The organism is Butyrivibrio sp., assembly GCF_017433805.1.
In the GTDB taxonomy this organism is placed as follows: Bacteria; Bacillota; Clostridia; order Lachnospirales; family Lachnospiraceae; genus Butyrivibrio.
The window spans coordinates 179297-195983 of sequence record NZ_JAFRGN010000007.1; the positions used below are offsets into that span (position 1 = coordinate 179297).

A 16687-nucleotide genomic window follows, 5' to 3' on the forward strand; every position below is an offset into this window, starting at 1 on the left:
AACAAAACCCGGCGGGTGCCAAATTATAGCATCCGCCGGGTTATAAAGCACCATGTTATATAGCGCCAGACAATAACTAGGCTAGTTATACGTCAACCCCTATCACTTATCTCATCTTATCCAACAACACCAAATCCAAGAATTGTAAATTTCTTGTCTGCCATGCCATCTGTCATCTTGATCTCGATGACGTGGCTCTCAGCCTTCTTGTTGTTGAAGATGATGACTGAATTGCAATGAGTCCAACCAACCTTGAGTGGATCGGCGTCCATTACCTTCTTGTCATCTACATACACTTCTGCAGTTCCGTGAGTAGGACTTCCGGAATCCTTGAACAGGAGCAGAAGCTTACTGCAGGTGATCTTCATCTTGAAGCTCTCTGTACCGCTCTCATGGCACCAGTTGTATGGGAACTCTGGAACTGGCTCAATCTGAGTATCCATTTCAACCATCTGAAGCTCCTCGTCAGTCTTGTTAAAGGAACCTTCTTCAAGCATACCAATGTGATACTTCTTCTTAAGTCTGGCAAGCTCGTGTCTGTCGATGAGCTCAACATTCTCGAAATCTGCTCCGATAACAGGCTTGATCTTGGATAGATCCTTCTCCTCGACACCTGTATCGAGACTTGTAGCATTGCCATTCACTTCATCCATCAGGTTGATGAGGCAATCGCTCATGATCTGGTGGCCCAGGTTACTTGGATGGAATACATCGTAAAAGAACTGATTCTTGGAAATAACTCTTCCGTCCTCTGGAAGTAGGTTAAACTGTGGAGTTACAGCATCAAGAACGCTGACCATAGGCACATCGTAGCGAACACCAACTGGTCCAAGTCTGTCCTGAAGATTCCAATCAAATGAGAATACTGCAAACAAAAGAACTACTGCAGGCTTCCATGGAAGTGCAAGAGCCTTACGAACAAGACTCTCATAGCATACGCCCTTGGTCTCATCACCTTCATCGTTAACAGCAAACTCGATAACGATCATGTCAGGTTTTCTGACACCGCCGCGAAGGATGTCTCTTTCAAATCTAACCATTCCAAGCTCTGAAGGAGTTCCGCCTACACCGGCTTTTAAAAGAGTAACCTTTCCGCCGTTAGCATATTTCTTTTCAAAACTATCTGCAAATACCTTGGGATAGCATTTTTCATTGATAGGAATAGCACCTGCGCCCTGAGTAATTGATCCTCCGATAAAGCCAAGAGTAACATCTTCGCCCTTGCCTGCTTTCTGTAGAACTTTCTCAAGTCGTCCTATGTTACCTGCCTGCATAAGGCTTCGACTGATCATCTCTTTATAGCCCTTTGATGTGAAATCAACCATAGATTCCATAGGCTGAATTGGTGCTACAAAGCCATTATTTAGATAAAATCTGACATCTGCTGATGCCTGTATACCAGAACTTGCAAATTCAAAGCGAATCTGTCCTGGTTCATAATCAGTTGATACCCAATCAACATCGGACATCTGGATAACCTGTTCCATACCGTCCATATCAAGCTCTTTGACAATCTCTGTTGATGGTTCACCTGGTTTTTTCGGATACATCTGAAAAACAAATTTTACTTTTTCGTCTTTTAATCTTCCTGATACACTTACCCCAATTGAGTGTACCATCTTCTTTAATCCCTCTGTGGTCTTAAGAAGTTCAAGCATATAATCATCTGTGATATTTCCGGCAATTTTCGCTGCATTTATGAGTCTGCCGCTATCCTCATAAATAAACTGGATTCCTCTTCCATCTGGCTGAGGTGCTCCAAAAATGTCTTTCCCCTGCATTATAAAAAAGAATGGTTTTTTCTTGATAGGATCCTTGGGTGCCTTGGGTCCTCTAACTTCTGTTGCGTCCATTGCGTATACCCTCTAGTCTAAAATAAGTCATAAAAAATGAGGCGGCGTTTTAAGACGCCGCCTCTATAAACCTTTAATTATAAAACCTCTAAAAGCTTAATTATTTGTTAGCTTCGTCAACATAAGCCTTCCATGTATCACGGATAGCTTCAACCTGCTCTGAAACAACAGCGCCAGGTCCGATGTTCCATACGAAGTCTGAACCAAGGTTAAGGTTAGGAACCATTCCGTGGTAAGCAACAGTACCCTTTTCTGTCATCATCTGGATTGTCTCATCAACTGCTCTCTCATCGAACTTACCATTTCTAGCTGTTGAAAGGTATCCGTTGTAATCAACGTACTCAGCTGCTGGTGGATTTGTCCAAAGGTTCCAAGCAAATGCGATCTTCCAAGCCTTATCAGCATCGTAGCAACCAGGGATTGCTGCTGGGTTGTTAGACCAAACGTTTACATAATCATCCTTCTTAGGTCCCTTAGGGAACATAACGAAGCCGATCTCATCCTGCATATCCTCAAGGAAGTTACCTGGGCATGCTGCATACTCATCTTCTACCATGAATGCTGCCTGACCGTTGATGAACTGCTCTTTGTAGTAATCCCACTCAGCGCCCTCTGGGTTAGCAACTTCTGCATCATATGTATCGAAGATCTTAACTGTCCACTCAAGAGCCTCAAGTGTCTCAGGAGACTCAAGGTTGTATACGAACTTACCGCTAGCATCCTTGTCGATGTAAGAACCGTTGTTTGAGAATACTGCAGCTGTTGTCATGTTACCTTCGTTAAGTGTAAGACCGTAAACATCGATTGTACCATCGTTGTCCTTATCCTGCTGAACCTTGCTCATAAGCTCTTCGAACTTATCCCATGTCCATGTTCCGTCAGCCTGCATATCGTAGATTGACTCAGGATCGATACCAGCCTCTGTAAGGAGTCTCTTGTTGAAGTAAACACCTGTACGAGCCTCTGAGTATCCAGCGAACATAGCGTAGATGCTGTCGCCCTTTGAATACTGCTTGTGAAGAAGGTTTCTCTGGAACTTAACATCGTTGAAGTCAAGGCAGTCAAGTGTTGAAAGATCATACATAAGACCGTTTGACATAGCAGATGTGATAGCTGGATCATCACGAAGGATGAATACATAGTTCTCATCTCCGCCTGTTGTAGCGTAGTCTACGAAATCTGTAGGTGTTGAACCCCAGTCAGACATAGCTGTCTGTGTAAGTGTGAAGTTGTATGTCTCCTGGATCCAATCTCTGTAATCCTTAAGTGCCTCTTCATACTCGTTCTGTGGCTCTGCTGGGTCGCCTGACCACCAGTCACGGATAACTACTTCGATGCCACCAAGATCTACTGGGTTGCCATCTGCATCTGTGATAATCTGATAAGGATCATACTCGTCAGATGCTGCTTCTTCTGCAGGTGCCTCTGTAGCTTCTGCAGTTGCAGTCTCAGCTGTTTCTGTTGCTGTTGTCTCAGCTGGCTGCTGTGTGTCTGTTGATGCTGGTGCTGTCTCAGCTCCGCATCCTGCCATGCTTGTGAGCATAGCTGCTGCTGCGATAGCAGCTGTTGCTTTTGTTGTTAGAGACTTTCTCATACTCTAATCCTCCTTGTTAATGTATCCCCTTAGGATATGTTTAACGAAAAAACTACTAACTTATATTATAAGTTTGTGCATGTTTTTCCGATAATCAACTATTGCTATAATATTCCCCAACTTCTCAAATATTGCTAAATTACATTTTGATTCCCGTTGCCGCAATACTCTCTACGAATGATCTCTGAGCGAAGAGGTAAAGTGCGATGAGTGGTACGATGATCATCAGTGTTCCAGTAGCAAGAATACAGTTGGAATAAGCTATTGAAATTGTTGTCTTAACGCCGTTAATTCTCTGAATGTATGCACCAAGGCTATCTACGATTCTTGAAAGACCTGTGCTGACAAGCTTGGTATTACCAAGGAACATTCTGGAATAGAATCCATCTGTCCACTGCCATACGAATGCAAACAGGAAGCAAGATGTAAGAATAGGTGTAGCCTGTGGAAGCATAATTCTAAGGAATGTCTTAAGTGTTCCACATCCGTCAACGTAAGCAGCCTCTTCAAGGTCGCCAGGAATGTTACGGAAGTACTGACGGATCATGTAGATATACAGACCGTTCTTAAGTCCCATACAGCCGGCACTCATCAGATAGTAAGGAATCTTGGAACCACGAAGGTTGATAGTGTCACCTGTGATAAGCTTGATGATTCCAAGGATATCAAAGTATCTGAAGTGAAGGTGCAGTGAGCTGGCAATTGTCTGTGGTGGAATAAGGATTACAAGGATAACCATTGCGAACCAGAGCTTCTTGAGTGGGAACTCAAATCTGGCAAATCCATAACCAACCAGTGTACAAACTGCGATCTGAAGTGCAGCTATAGTAAATGAAATAAGAAGTGAATTAAGTACCGCTGTCTTATAGTTCATAAGCTCAGCTGCAAGTCTGTAGTTTCCTGTTGTAAAGTGCTCAGGGATGGAAACAACAATCGGGTTATAAAGGTCTTTTTCTGTCATGAAGCTGACAGAGATCTTATTGAAGATTGGCTGAAGAATCAGGAAGCACATTCCAAATAACAGAATGAATCTTACGATACTAACAGCTTTCTCCATTATTACTTTCTGAAGAAGATAACCACCAGAGAGTTTATTTCTTTCCCAAAATGTTAACTTTTTGTATCCTGTGCTATTTTGTACATTACTCATAATAATAAACCCTCTTTGAAATCAAGAATGACGTAAGTCCTACAAACGCAAGTACCAATAAGAAGTATATCCATGACATCGCTGATGCATTTCCATACTGCTGCTGATCGATCATAACCTTCTGGATCTTCTCGATTACTGCATTGTCAGATCTCATACAGAAATCAACAACTGTGTAGAGCCAGTTTACAAGGAACAGTGAACTGATCATTGGGAATGTAATCTTCCAAAGGCTCTCCCACTTTGTACATCCTTCGATATCAGCTGCCTCATACATACTTGATGAGATAGTCTGAAGACCGGAAAGGAAGATGATAATCTGAATACCAGAGGAAAGTGCTACGTCATAAATGTTATCAATTACTTCAAAGACCTTCTCATAAGCTCTTACACCAATGCCCGCTGTTCTGAGGATATTCTCAAGGGCTGCTGTAACACTTATTCCTGAAGTCGTCTGCTCAATTGTCTGAGCCAACTGATCCATCAACTGGTTGTTGGACTCAAGTCCAATGATTACACCAGATGAGAGGATAACAGGAAGGAAGAAAATCGCTCTTACAAGTGCTCTTCCCTTGAACTTCTGATTCAGTATAAGTGCCACGAAGAAACTGAATACGATAATGGCAAGTGAATAAACCATCATTCTGGAAATTTCTTCCCACAGAAGTCTGTTAAACTCTGGATCAACTCTAAATGCAAATATGTAGTTTGTAATTCCATTCAAAGTCTTTGTAACGTTACCAGCTGCAAGACTTACCTCACAGAAGCTCATGTAACAAGACTCAAAAAGTGGCTTGACCATAAAGACCAAAAAACCAATTATGAACGGAGATATGAAAAGATATCCCGATATTGCCTTACGCTTTTGAAGCCCGGCTAATTTATTTTTCTGCTTACTCATGATAAATACCTCTTTTACCTTGTTACAATGTAATCTCTTGCAGGAACCTTAACACTACCAGCTGTGTAATCTGTATAGCCATAGTTGACATATACCTTAGTACCATCAGCGTATTCTGTGCAGGAAACATCAGTTGTAAGGTTCTCGTGACCTGTCATTTCCTGATTGAAGGTGTGTCCAAGTTCATTGTTGTATCTGGTATATATCTCTAGGACGTTGTCCTTGATAGAATCGAAATATGCACCGTAGTACTCGGTGTAAAGAGTCTTCTGAGTTGCAAAAGAGCTCTCTTTCATAAGTTCAAAGCAAAGGCCTGCGCCATACTCTGCTGAGTAAAGAACTTCGTTCTCCATGTTTCCACAGGTGTTGATTGCTCTTCCTGTGTAATCAACTCTGCCGTGTACAGCCAACTGGAAGAAAGGAATACACTCATCAAGGATTGTGTACTCACTTCCTCTAAGATCCATGTTTGTAACCATCTGGCAGAAAGGAACTGCGTAGTCGTTACCCATGTTGATCATAAGAGGTGTACCACCGTCATTGTAAGCCTCAAGCTTAGCTACCTGCTCGTTGAGAACCGCTTCGCGGCTGTAGGTCTTCTTTCTGTAGAAGTCAGATGAAAGATCCATTCCAAGATCCTGGAAAGAAGCTCCCGCGCTGTACTTCTGTGCTGCCTTTACAAGGTTGTCAGCATATTTGTTAGCAATATCTGTATGTAAGAGGAAATAGCTGTTATCCGCATTTTCTCTCTGTGCATATGTTACATTACTGTACTGATAGAGCTCTGCTCTTTCCTTACTGATGAGCTTAGCTGCATCTCTGTAAGAGAAGAATCCATCAAAGATATTGCTGTCATATGCATACTGTGTAACACCGTTGAGGTATACAGTATTGCCATTTGCTTCTGCTGTGTTAATGAGGTTCTGAAGGTCTTTCTTGCTACCAAGAGCATTTACTGTCTTAGCCTTAGACAGAACCTTCTGGTTAACACCACCGTTACACCATCCCTGGAGTTTAACGTGCATATTGGAAAGTCCCATAGCTGTGAGCTCGTTGAGGATTTCTGTTGTTTCGTTGTAGCTTGTGAGCTTAAGAGGTCTTGATACAGGAACACCAACAATCTGTTTAACCTTATCAATTGCTCCAACAATCTCGATAGCTACTGGTGTGCTTGTGTCGCTTACAAGATCAAGATATCCTGCATATTCGTTCTGGAGATACTCACCGTAAGTCTTGGCCATATCTACATAGCTTCCGGAATTAACGAATTTGTATCTCTGTGTGAGAGTCTCGTCTGGGAGTTTTGTTGCATACTCATAAATCTCACTGTTTGCGATATCACCTACGTCGTACTGCTCTCTCTGGCATACGCTGTACTTGGCATTTACAAAGTTGTAGCTATGATTCTTACCAGCGATATCTGCCTGAATTGATGCATAGCTTCTGCCCTCTTCGAGGATACATACGAAGGAGTCATTTCCTTCTGAAATGCCATAAACTCCGTAGTAAGCTCTAGTGTTATGTACTACAGCATCTCTTGAAAGGCACATGTCCCAACCATAAACGTTTGTGTAGTAACTGCTCTGTGATGTCTTACCGTTGTTGAAGTTTATAAGTGCTCCGCCGCCCTCAGGAACTACCATGAATCCTGTATCATCAGGACCGCCTGCTCCAAAATATGGAAGAGGAGTAATTGTATAAATAGGTGTTTCAGGATCGAAATCAAGATCTTTGAATGGTACTTCTACAACCAGGTCTTTTCCATCAAGCTTGTAAACAATACTTGCGTTGAAGATAGGTGTATCTGATGAAGATGTTGAAAGATCCAGTTCCTTGTCAGCAAGGTAATCATCATATGTGTATCCTGCTGCTTCGAATTTATCCTGAATTGTCTTACGTACGTTGTCCTTAGTTGCAGTTCTGAGTACGTAGATAACCTCTGTCTCCATGATAGGATAATTTGCAAGAAGTGCATCCTTGTCGTCCTTGGGAGTCAGCTTGTTGATATCGTACTTCTTGTAGTACTGCTTGATCAGATCAACTTCTTTTTTCTCCAGGTTAGCCATAAACTTATCGAAGTTTGTCTGTGTGATTACTGGAGGAATTGTGAATTCCTTCTGTACACTACCAAGTGAGTAATTAACTCTGATCTCATTCTCGCCAGGAACAATCTCATAGATTCCGTTCTGAGCACTGAATGCAAAAGAGTTATAGGTTGTCTCAAGTCCCTGTGTGATTGAGTAGGACATAACAAGTGGAGACTGAAGGTAATTCTTCTGATCATCAAGTGCTCCTGCATCTTCTGCAGCGCCCTGTGGGTTTGAGTACCAAACTTTTCCACTGTCCTTAACTTCAATTGAGAACTCTGTTGTCTTAGGATCCATTGTGAGCTTGAGCTGTCCGTTATCCACAACTACCGGCTCATCTCCACCTTCATAAGCATATGGTGGAATGGGTTCCTTTGTTTCTGTAGGAGCTTTGGTATTGATAACGTAAAGAGCAGCTCCAACAATTATCAAAAGAACTATGATTGAAGGAAGCAGGTTTAAAAAGCCCTTCAATATTTTTTGCTGTAATTCATTCTGCTTTTTATTCTTATCTTTTTTCAACTTGGTCACCTCTTCATTCCTACATTCGGAACATCAATTCTCTTGCCAGAGAGATGAAATATGCAACTCCCTGTGAAATCATGCTAAAGAAGATCATCAGGATGAAGATCATGACTAGCATTGCGAACAAAGTTGCTACTGTAAACAAAAGATTCTTACCAGCTGAGTACTCATGTATCTGTCCCATGGCTGCTATGACTAGCAGTGCTGCCCATACGAGAGACAAGGCACTGACTACGCTGTAGAACTCAGCTTCATCTACTGTTACAAAGTTACTGAAAATCATCAGTGGGAACTGGATAAGTGGATAAGGTGTAAGTGCATAGCATGTTGCCATGTAAACCTGTCCAAGTCGTCCCTTACCATCAAACAGTGTGGTAAGTCCCCAGTTTCCTACAACCCAAAGGGCAAGTGGGAAAAGAATACTAGCAAGGTATAAAAAGATATTAAGATCTTCCCAGTAAACCTTCAGGAAAATAAAGCTTGTAAATCTCAGCTTGAGAATACGAATCAGAAGTGTAAGGAAAAGAATCGTATTTGCAGCTGCATAAGTACCTCTTTTTTCATGAGTCAGATCCCAGAAACCATCGAGCGGATGTGTAATGCAATAGAACGCGAATTTCAGGGAGTCAAAATATTTATCTTTAGGATTATCTAATTGTTTAGTATTTGCTATCATATTCCTCACCCTTTTTTCTCTATTACAAAAATATCTGCGGTATCTATCTCATGACGAATTGCCTTAATTCTTCCTATAGTAAGAGGAATCAGGAACAACGCCAGAATTACAATTACTATGATCACGATGTGATCTTCTACCCAAATCTTTCTGTACTGCTTGTATGCTTTGGAATAGTTGTCCTCGTCGTACTTAAGCTCGAAATACTTCATAGCCTCTTCATACTGCTCCTGACGAAGAAGTGCTCTACCAATTCCAATGTATGCCAGGTCGTAGTTACCGTTCTGGTTCATTACTTTCTTCCAGGATTCTCCGGAAGCTTCGTACTGACCTTTATCGAACTGTTCGATGGCGTCATATACAAGTTCGCCGAACTGTGTAGGAACAAATACTGTTATTGAGTTATCCAAACTGTCTACTACGTAAAGCTCATGTCCTACATGATCGATAGCTGATGGTCTTCTGAAGTAACCGTCCATGTTACCGTTACCACCGAAAGCGAATACCATACGTCCCTGATCATCGTAACCAAAGAGTCGTCCTCTGTTTCTGTCAAGGCAGACATAAATGTCGTTGTCCATAACAGTTATATCTGTGAGGATTGATGGTCCTTCATAACCACCACCAGATCCAAGATAGAGGTCACCACCTACTGACCAGTCACCGTTAGAAACCAGGATGTCACTACCAAGAAGATTCAGCTTTCTGATAGCATTCTCATCTGATCTTGCCTGATCTTCTGTACGGGCCTTTGATGCATATATAAAGCCTTCATAGTCCATATAGATGTTCTCGTACTCTGTAGGAACGAAGGATTCCATCTTAGCTCTCTGTTCCTGAGAAGCAAGTTTCTTCCATATATAATCTGTCCAGTCAAAAGTAACTGGTGTAGCTCCTACAAATCCTGAGAAAGTAGTATCGTTCTCATACTTGATAAGACCTTTGTTGATACCAGTTGCGATACAGTAAACACGCTCTGCTGTATCAACTACTACCTTAGTTGGCTGGAATACCAGCTTAGGATCAAGTGTGTTGTCTGTAGGCTTAACAAATTCCAAAAGGAAGTTAAGATCCTTATCAACCTTGACTACTCTTGCATTACCATTATCTGCAATGAAGAGGTTTCCATCCTCTGATACTGCTATATCAGTAGGATTGTTAAGAGTATTAACGCTTGATCCCTTAATGGAATCAATTATCCTTACAACTTCAAGCTGTTCAGGTGATACTCTGTTAAGTTCTATGATTCTGTTATTACCGCTGTCACACAGATAAAGTGTGTTACCATCTGCGAAAAGACCCTGTGGATTCTTGAGCTTAACATCAAGGCCAAGCTCTGAGGATGTGAACACCTTGCAGGAATTGTAGAAGTCTGCACTGTCCATGTAATCGCCCCAGTAGTCATAGTTGTATGTGTAACTACCTTCATTTGTGTTCGCACTAACCTGAAGTGGCTGAAGAAATGCTGTAGCTAACGCAATTACTGCCATTCCAGTTCTTAAAAAGAAATTCTTTTTACGCATAATGCTTCAACCTTTCAAATTAATCCTTAAGTCCTGAGCTAGCCATTGTCTCGAGGATCTGGCTCTCAGAGAATACGAAAATCAAAATTGGAACTATCATTACTACTACAAGAACCGCAGCTCCCTGACCTGTTCTTGCGATACCACCACTCTGAATCTGCTGAAGAGCAAATACGAGAGTTTTCTTTTCCTCAGAATAGATATATGTTGATGCCTTGTTGTTCCACAAGCCCTGTACTGAGAAGATGATAAGTGTCATCCACGCTGGCTTAACGTTTGGCATAACGATTCTGGAAAAGACTGTCCACTCATTGGCACCGTCGATCTTGGCAGCCTCAATAAGTGCTGTTGGGAGACCTTCCATGAACTGCTTCATAAGGAAAAGACCCATTGGTGAAGCGAAAGCTGGGATAATGATTGCCCAGTATGTATCGATCCAGCCGAGTTTGTTCAAAATGAGGTAGTTAGGAATTGCTGTTACCCAACCTGTGAACATCATCGCTACAGTTACAATCTTGAAGAATGTCTGGTTACCAGGGAATTCGTACTTAGCAAGTACGAAAGCACCCATGGAAGCAATGATGAGGTGTCCTGCTGTACCAACAAAAGTGATGAACACTGTGTTGAACAGGTATCTTGTAAATGTAACCCATGACTTACCCATGGTTACAAACAAGTCTGAGAAGTTATCAAGTGTAGGATGCTGTGCGAAAATCTTAGGTGGGAACTTGAAAAGTTCGTCCAAAGGCTTCAACGCACTACTTACTGCGTATATGATTGGGAATGCCATTACGAAGGCAACCAACAACAGGAAAAAGTAAAGTGCTATATCGCCAGCAATTGATCTATTAGGCTTTCTTTTTTTAATTATTTTTGCGCTCATATCAAGTACCAACTCTCCTTAACAGACTCTGGATTGCCTTGTTGCAAAGTATCATCATAAGGAACAGGATTGTAGCTATTGCACAGGCATAACCCATTTCAAATCTTGAATAACCATAGTCAAACAGGTGTGTTACGATGGTACGTGCTGCGTAATCCGTACTAGGATATCCGCAAAGAGCCATTGTTACATCTGCAACTCCAAAAGAAGAAGTGATTGTCATAACCGCACCGAACATAAGCATTGGCTTCATGCTAGGAAGGGTGATGAACCACAGTTCCTGCCATCTGTTCTTGATACCATCCATGTATCCAGCTTCGAACATTGATCTGTCGATACCCTGGAGACCAGCTACGAATGAAAGGAATCCGGTTCCCAAACTCATCCACAGAATAACGATCATACAAATAGGAAGCATGTATCTTGGATCAATGAGCCATAATCTTGCTGTATCGATAATACCCAGATTCATCAGGAAGGCGTTTACGTATCCGTAAGCATCACCTCTGAAGAATACTGAGAAGATTACGTAACAGTTACCAGCAATGGAAGGGGCGTAGAACACGATGACCGCGATACTTCTGATCCACACTGGTAGCTCATTTATGAGCCAGGCAAAAAGGAAGGATAAAATATATCCAAGGGGGCCTGTAATCAGAGCTATCATCAACGTGTTCTTAACGCCTATCAGAAAGATATCATCCTGGAGTACCAGAGAGATATAGTTCTGCAATCCGATGAACCGAGGAGGTTCAAGTATGTTGTAATATGTGAAGCTGTAGTAGATTGAAGCCACTACAGGGAACACATAAAACATCGTGAATAATATTGCATATGGTGCCAGGAAGAGGTAACACATCTTACGGTTCTTGGCCTTCTTCCAGGCTACATTTAAATTATGTTTACGAAGTGTAAAATACTTCTGAAGATATTCCTTCATCACCTTGTCTCCCAATAAAGTGTTGTTTAGTCAACCGGCATACCAAACTCAATACGTTTCTTCTTGATCTCTTCATCAATCAGGATTGAGTAGTCAATAATTGTCTCTCGAGAATCAACCTTTTCGTTGATAACCTTTCTGATCGCGTTGGAGATATGTCTACCAGTGAAGTAACCACCAGGAACCTCTCTGATTCCTACTGTGCTATCCCACTGTGCATCGAGAACTTCAATGTCCTCTGTACTCCAGGAGAGATTTGCGAATGCATCTCTGTTTGCTGTTGCATATCTTGCGGATGATCCCAGGAGAGCTTCGATCTCACGGCCAAATCTAACCTGTGTTTCTGCATTAGCCCACCACTTCATGAATTCCCATGAAGCAAGTCGGAGTGCTTCATCATCAGTCTTGATCATCATTGTTGCACTACCAGTGATGAAGTCTGATCTATCAAGATACTGTTTGCCATTTGCATCTGTTCTGTAGGTTCCAGGAATAAGTGTGAAATCCCAGAGACCTCTGATCTCAGGTGCTGATACCATCAAAGTGTTGTAAGTAGAATATGGAGCAATTCCGATTGGCATTTCTCCTGAACGGAATCTGCTTACAAAATCGTAAACTGTAGGGATACCATAATCGTTAAAGTATCTTACATAATCATCGAATGCTGCTACACCAGCCTCTGTGTTAACAGTTGTCTTAGTGCCATCCTCGTTGTACATGTCTCCGCCATACTGATAAAGGAGAGCGAAGTACATTGAAAGATCAGGAACATTTGACATGATTGATGTTGAAGCAGCTGCTGCTCCACTACTTCCTGCTGCAGTAGGAATACCTACTGAAAGGTTGTTACCCTGAATTGTAGGAAGAAGCTCGATGAGTTCTTTCCATGTATTAGGAACTTCAAGTTCCATTTCTTCAAGTACGTCTTTTCTATAGAACATTACGTTGAAGGTCTGTGTCTCTGGAATTCCGTAGATGTGTCCATCTAATCCATACTGCTCATATGAGCTCTTTGAATAGTGGCTCATTACTTCTTCCCAGCCTTCGAACTGTGTAATGTCTTCTGCTGCTCCACGGAGCGCGTAGTTAACTGGCTGATCTGCACCAACTGAGAGAACTACGTTTGGTCCACGTCCAGCAAGTACTGCATTAAGAAGTGCTCCTGGGTCAACAATCTCTACGTTAACCTTAACTCCTGTTGATGTTGTGAAGTCATCATCAACCATTGTCTTAAGGATTGTTCCCTGATCACGTCCTGTAAGTACCCAAACCTTAACTACCTGGTCTGCTGTCTTCTCATCGTATACATCACCTACTGAGTTGTAATCTACAAAGAAGGATGCGATGAAGGACTTGATCTCGTGTGCTGCCTTTGTAAAGAAGTTTGCTTTTTCTTTCTTAGGTGTAACATCTGTTCCTGAAACTACCAGGTAATCTACATCAAGCTTGGTCTCACTGAGGTTAAGTGATGCAGTACCAAGTGATGTGATGTTATCTTTGAAAGTAACGAACTCTGTTGTGATCTTCTGTGGCTTCTCACAGAATCTCTCAAGCTGCTGAGCTATTGTCTGTGCTGTGGCGATGTTATCTGCCATCTGTCCTGAGTAAGCAACCATGTCATCAACAATCTTGTAAAGTCTCTTGGACTCAAGTTCCATAGCCTGCATGATCTCAGGATAGGTTGTATCAATGTGGTAATCTCTGTATACGTCTGGTGAAGCACCTGTGTATACGAGGATTCTTCTGTAAATCTGGTTAAGTCTGTAAGTGGAATCTTCCATCTCCTCAAGGATTGCACCCATACCACCAAGAGTTGCCTCAAGTCTGATTGTGTGCTGACCCTTTGTCAGGTAGAAGTTGAAAGGTGTTCCATTCTCATCTGCAAGATCCTTGCACTCCCAGTCGTTTCTATAATCAAATGAAATTTCTGAAAGATCCTTGAAAGGAACCTCGCCGTCAATAAGTACTGTTCTATTTGATACAGATCCTCTTGAGTAGTTCTGTCTAGCTTTTACCATGATGTTGTAGTAACCATCTTCTGGTACTTCGAAGTTCCACTCAATCCACTGTCCTGAACTTCTCCAGGCATCTCCACCTACATAGTTAAGAACTGTTGTTGTAACACTGTTAGGAACTGTTGTTGGTGAAGAACGATCATATTTAGCATATAAGGAAGATTCAGATCTAAGTGTTGAATCCTCACCCTGAACTACAAGGTTATATGTCTTGGCTGTATCTGATCCAGCGTTCTGTGGCTGCTGTGCAAGATACTCTTCGTAGCTTGGCTTATCTGTGATAGCTTTAAGCTCTACATTTGATAAAAGCATAGGCTCATTGTCTGCTATAAATGAAAGCTTGTTATCACCCTTTTCAAAGTAGAAGACATAAGGTTCAGCAACGAATCCCATATCATCCTTGAAATAAGCACTCTGCCATCCGAAGTATTCAACCTGACGTGGTCTGATCTGGTTGCCCTGGTTATCAACCTTGACATCACCACCATCCATCCACATTCTGGTGAATGCTATGTTTCTGGCATCTTCGAATGGAAGCACATCGTTGATCATTACTGTTCTCTCTGCAGGAACGCCTCTGCTCTCAGTAATCTTGTAATCAATGAAGAGTCTGTACATTCCAGCCTGTGGAACATTTACGTTCCAGGTTACTGTTGAACCTGTGTCAGTAAAAAGTGCATCTTTGTTATCATCAGTTGCTCCCTTTTCTACTCTGACTGTTCCTTCAGACTCATAGTTGAAGATGTCTACCTGAACATCATTTGCAGGATGTGCATCGTTAAGATGTTCGTTAACATATCCTGTGTAGGCTCCAACTCTTTCCATACCTTCAATTTCCTGAGTAAGATCTACTCCTTCATATTTAGCATGGAAATCTGTTCTCTCTCGTCTTGTTAATACAAGACACAGGCAAACGATTGCTGCCAAAATACCAAGTACTATCAATAATTTTTGTAAAGTCTTATTCATATTCTTAAGTCCTTTAGTTAGTTTCTGCAAAAACCCAAAATGCCGGCTTCGGCTTGTACAAATCATCAAAGAGCAGTGGGCATTGAGCCTTTTCCTTATTGCTGCCACCACCTACTGTAGATCTGTGCTGAAGCCATGAATACTTGTCAATTGTTCCCCAGAAGGTAATGCCCGTAACGTTCACTCCGGAATTCTGAACTGACTGAAGTGCATAATACTGAAGGTTGTAAGTCTTACGCATCTTCTCATATTCTTTTTCCTTGGACTCGGCACTACCATCGTAGTCGTCGCTGGAACTAAGATCCCATTCAGTTATCTGAATGTTTCCTACCACATCTCCATAAGCCTTGGCTGATGCCTCGACATCTGTATATGAAGGAGAATCAACACTGTAGTGTCCCTGCATTCCCATTGCCGTGATTCTCGTTCCAACTCCTGGCTCGCCTTCCTGTGATTTAACTTCCTGCAAAAGAGCTACAATTCCTTCTCGCTTCTTGGCTACGCATTCGTTGTAGTCGTTGTAGTAAAGTTCCAATTCAGCAGGCGCGTATTTATTAGCGTACTTAAATGCATTTATAATGAACTCTTCGCTTTGGTAAACATGCCACCAGCTGGAGTTATTACCATGTGTATCATTAGAAAGATCTTCGTTAGGATTCTCTGTATCTGTTCTGTAAGTTCCTGTAGCATCTGAAACAGCTTCATTAACTACGTCCCATCCATAGAAAAGATCTTTGTAAGGACTGTTGTCCCCAGTGAAATGAGTAAGTACTTCTCTTATGTACCACTCCTGTCTCTTGTCCATCTCCTGAGCTGATACATAAGGCTTGGTCTTGTCGTAGTCTTCATGGAAGAACCATTCGGGTGTCTGTGAATGCCACACCAGTACATGCCCTCTTACCTTGATCTCTCTGTCGGGATGAACTTCATTCCACTTAACTAATTTATTAAGTATCTTCTCGGGATTACTGAAGTTCAGAACCGGTACTGTAATAGTCTCACCGTTCAGCTCAGCTTCCTGAGTTCCCGGACATTTACCATTGCTATATCCAAATAGCGAATCCGGTTTAAGCTCATTTCCAAGAGTAACTGCATTGAAGTGGGTCGTTACTAGATTCCATAATGGAATGTCCCATGGTTCCTTACCCGTTATCGCGCATCCGATCCGGCATCCCATTTTTTGCTCTACGCAATCTCTAAGCGCCGGAATCGCCTCTTCTTCGCTCTCTTTATCCTGAGCGTCAGCTTCTACTTTATTCGATTCATCTGTGGAAGTATTGATAAGTGAATTATCTGATGTTGCCGCAACACTCTCAGCCTCAGATGCCGTAGCTACTTGACTTTCCGTGGTCCCCCCACAGGCTGTAAGTGCCAGCATCACTGAAGCTGCCGTGATGGCAACTAAAGATTTGCCTCGTTTGTACACTTTCCTTTTGCCTCCCAGTAAATAATACTCAAAACTTGCTACCATCGACCCCCATCGACAAGTATAAGCATAAAGGCTTTGGTCCGCTATCGCCTACCATTTTTTGCCTGATGGTAATCAGATGTTGCTTTTTACTATCAAAAAA

Annotated in this window: 11 protein-coding genes; all 11 read right to left on the bottom strand. The window is 42.1% G+C overall.

Features of this window, described 5'->3' with window-relative positions:
- Positions 1-116: 116 nt before the first annotated feature.
- Positions 117-1853, bottom strand: a complete 1737-nt coding sequence (locus tag IJI01_RS01355; protein WP_292184670.1) for an SGNH/GDSL hydrolase family protein — start codon at positions 1851-1853, stop codon at positions 117-119.
- Positions 1854-1953: 100 nt separating this feature from the next.
- Entirely contained in the window at positions 1954-3447 is a 1494-nt protein-coding gene (locus tag IJI01_RS01360; protein WP_292184673.1) for an ABC transporter substrate-binding protein, read from the bottom strand.
- Between the two features lie 139 nt (positions 3448-3586).
- The gene (locus IJI01_RS01365) at positions 3587-4597 is read right to left on the bottom strand and encodes a carbohydrate ABC transporter permease (RefSeq protein ID WP_292184676.1); all 1011 of its coding nucleotides are present in this window, start codon (positions 4595-4597) and stop codon (positions 3587-3589) included.
- A complete protein-coding gene (locus tag IJI01_RS01370; RefSeq protein WP_292184679.1) occupies positions 4590-5498 on the bottom strand; it encodes a carbohydrate ABC transporter permease in 909 nt (302 codons plus the stop codon). The genes IJI01_RS01365 and IJI01_RS01370 overlap by 8 nt, the downstream gene beginning before the upstream one ends.
- Before the next feature lie 14 nt (positions 5499-5512).
- The gene (locus IJI01_RS01375) at positions 5513-8107 is read right to left on the bottom strand and encodes a DUF5696 domain-containing protein (protein ID WP_292184682.1); all 2595 of its coding nucleotides are present in this window, start codon (positions 8105-8107) and stop codon (positions 5513-5515) included.
- Between the two features lie 19 nt (positions 8108-8126).
- Positions 8127-8786, bottom strand: coding sequence for a Yip1 family protein (locus IJI01_RS01380; RefSeq protein ID WP_292184684.1), 660 nt, complete (start codon positions 8784-8786; stop codon positions 8127-8129).
- 5 nt (positions 8787-8791) lie between these two features.
- Entirely contained in the window at positions 8792-10309 is a 1518-nt protein-coding gene (locus IJI01_RS01385; RefSeq protein WP_292184687.1) for a hypothetical protein, read from the bottom strand.
- Positions 10310-10328: 19 nt separating this feature from the next.
- Positions 10329-11192: a carbohydrate ABC transporter permease gene (locus tag IJI01_RS01390; RefSeq protein WP_013279712.1), complete on the bottom strand. Its 864-nt coding sequence runs from the start codon at positions 11190-11192 to the stop codon at positions 10329-10331.
- Between the two features lies 1 nt (position 11193).
- The gene (locus IJI01_RS01395) at positions 11194-12132 is read right to left on the bottom strand and encodes a carbohydrate ABC transporter permease (RefSeq protein WP_292184692.1); all 939 of its coding nucleotides are present in this window, start codon (positions 12130-12132) and stop codon (positions 11194-11196) included.
- Between the two features lie 26 nt (positions 12133-12158).
- Positions 12159-15116, bottom strand: coding sequence for an extracellular solute-binding protein (locus IJI01_RS01400; RefSeq protein WP_292184695.1), 2958 nt, complete (start codon positions 15114-15116; stop codon positions 12159-12161).
- 13 nt (positions 15117-15129) lie between these two features.
- Positions 15130-16542 (bottom strand): endo-1,4-beta-xylanase, encoded by a 1413-nt coding sequence (locus IJI01_RS01405; protein WP_292184698.1) that lies wholly within the window; start codon positions 16540-16542, stop codon positions 15130-15132.
- Positions 16543-16687: the final 145 nt, after the last annotated feature.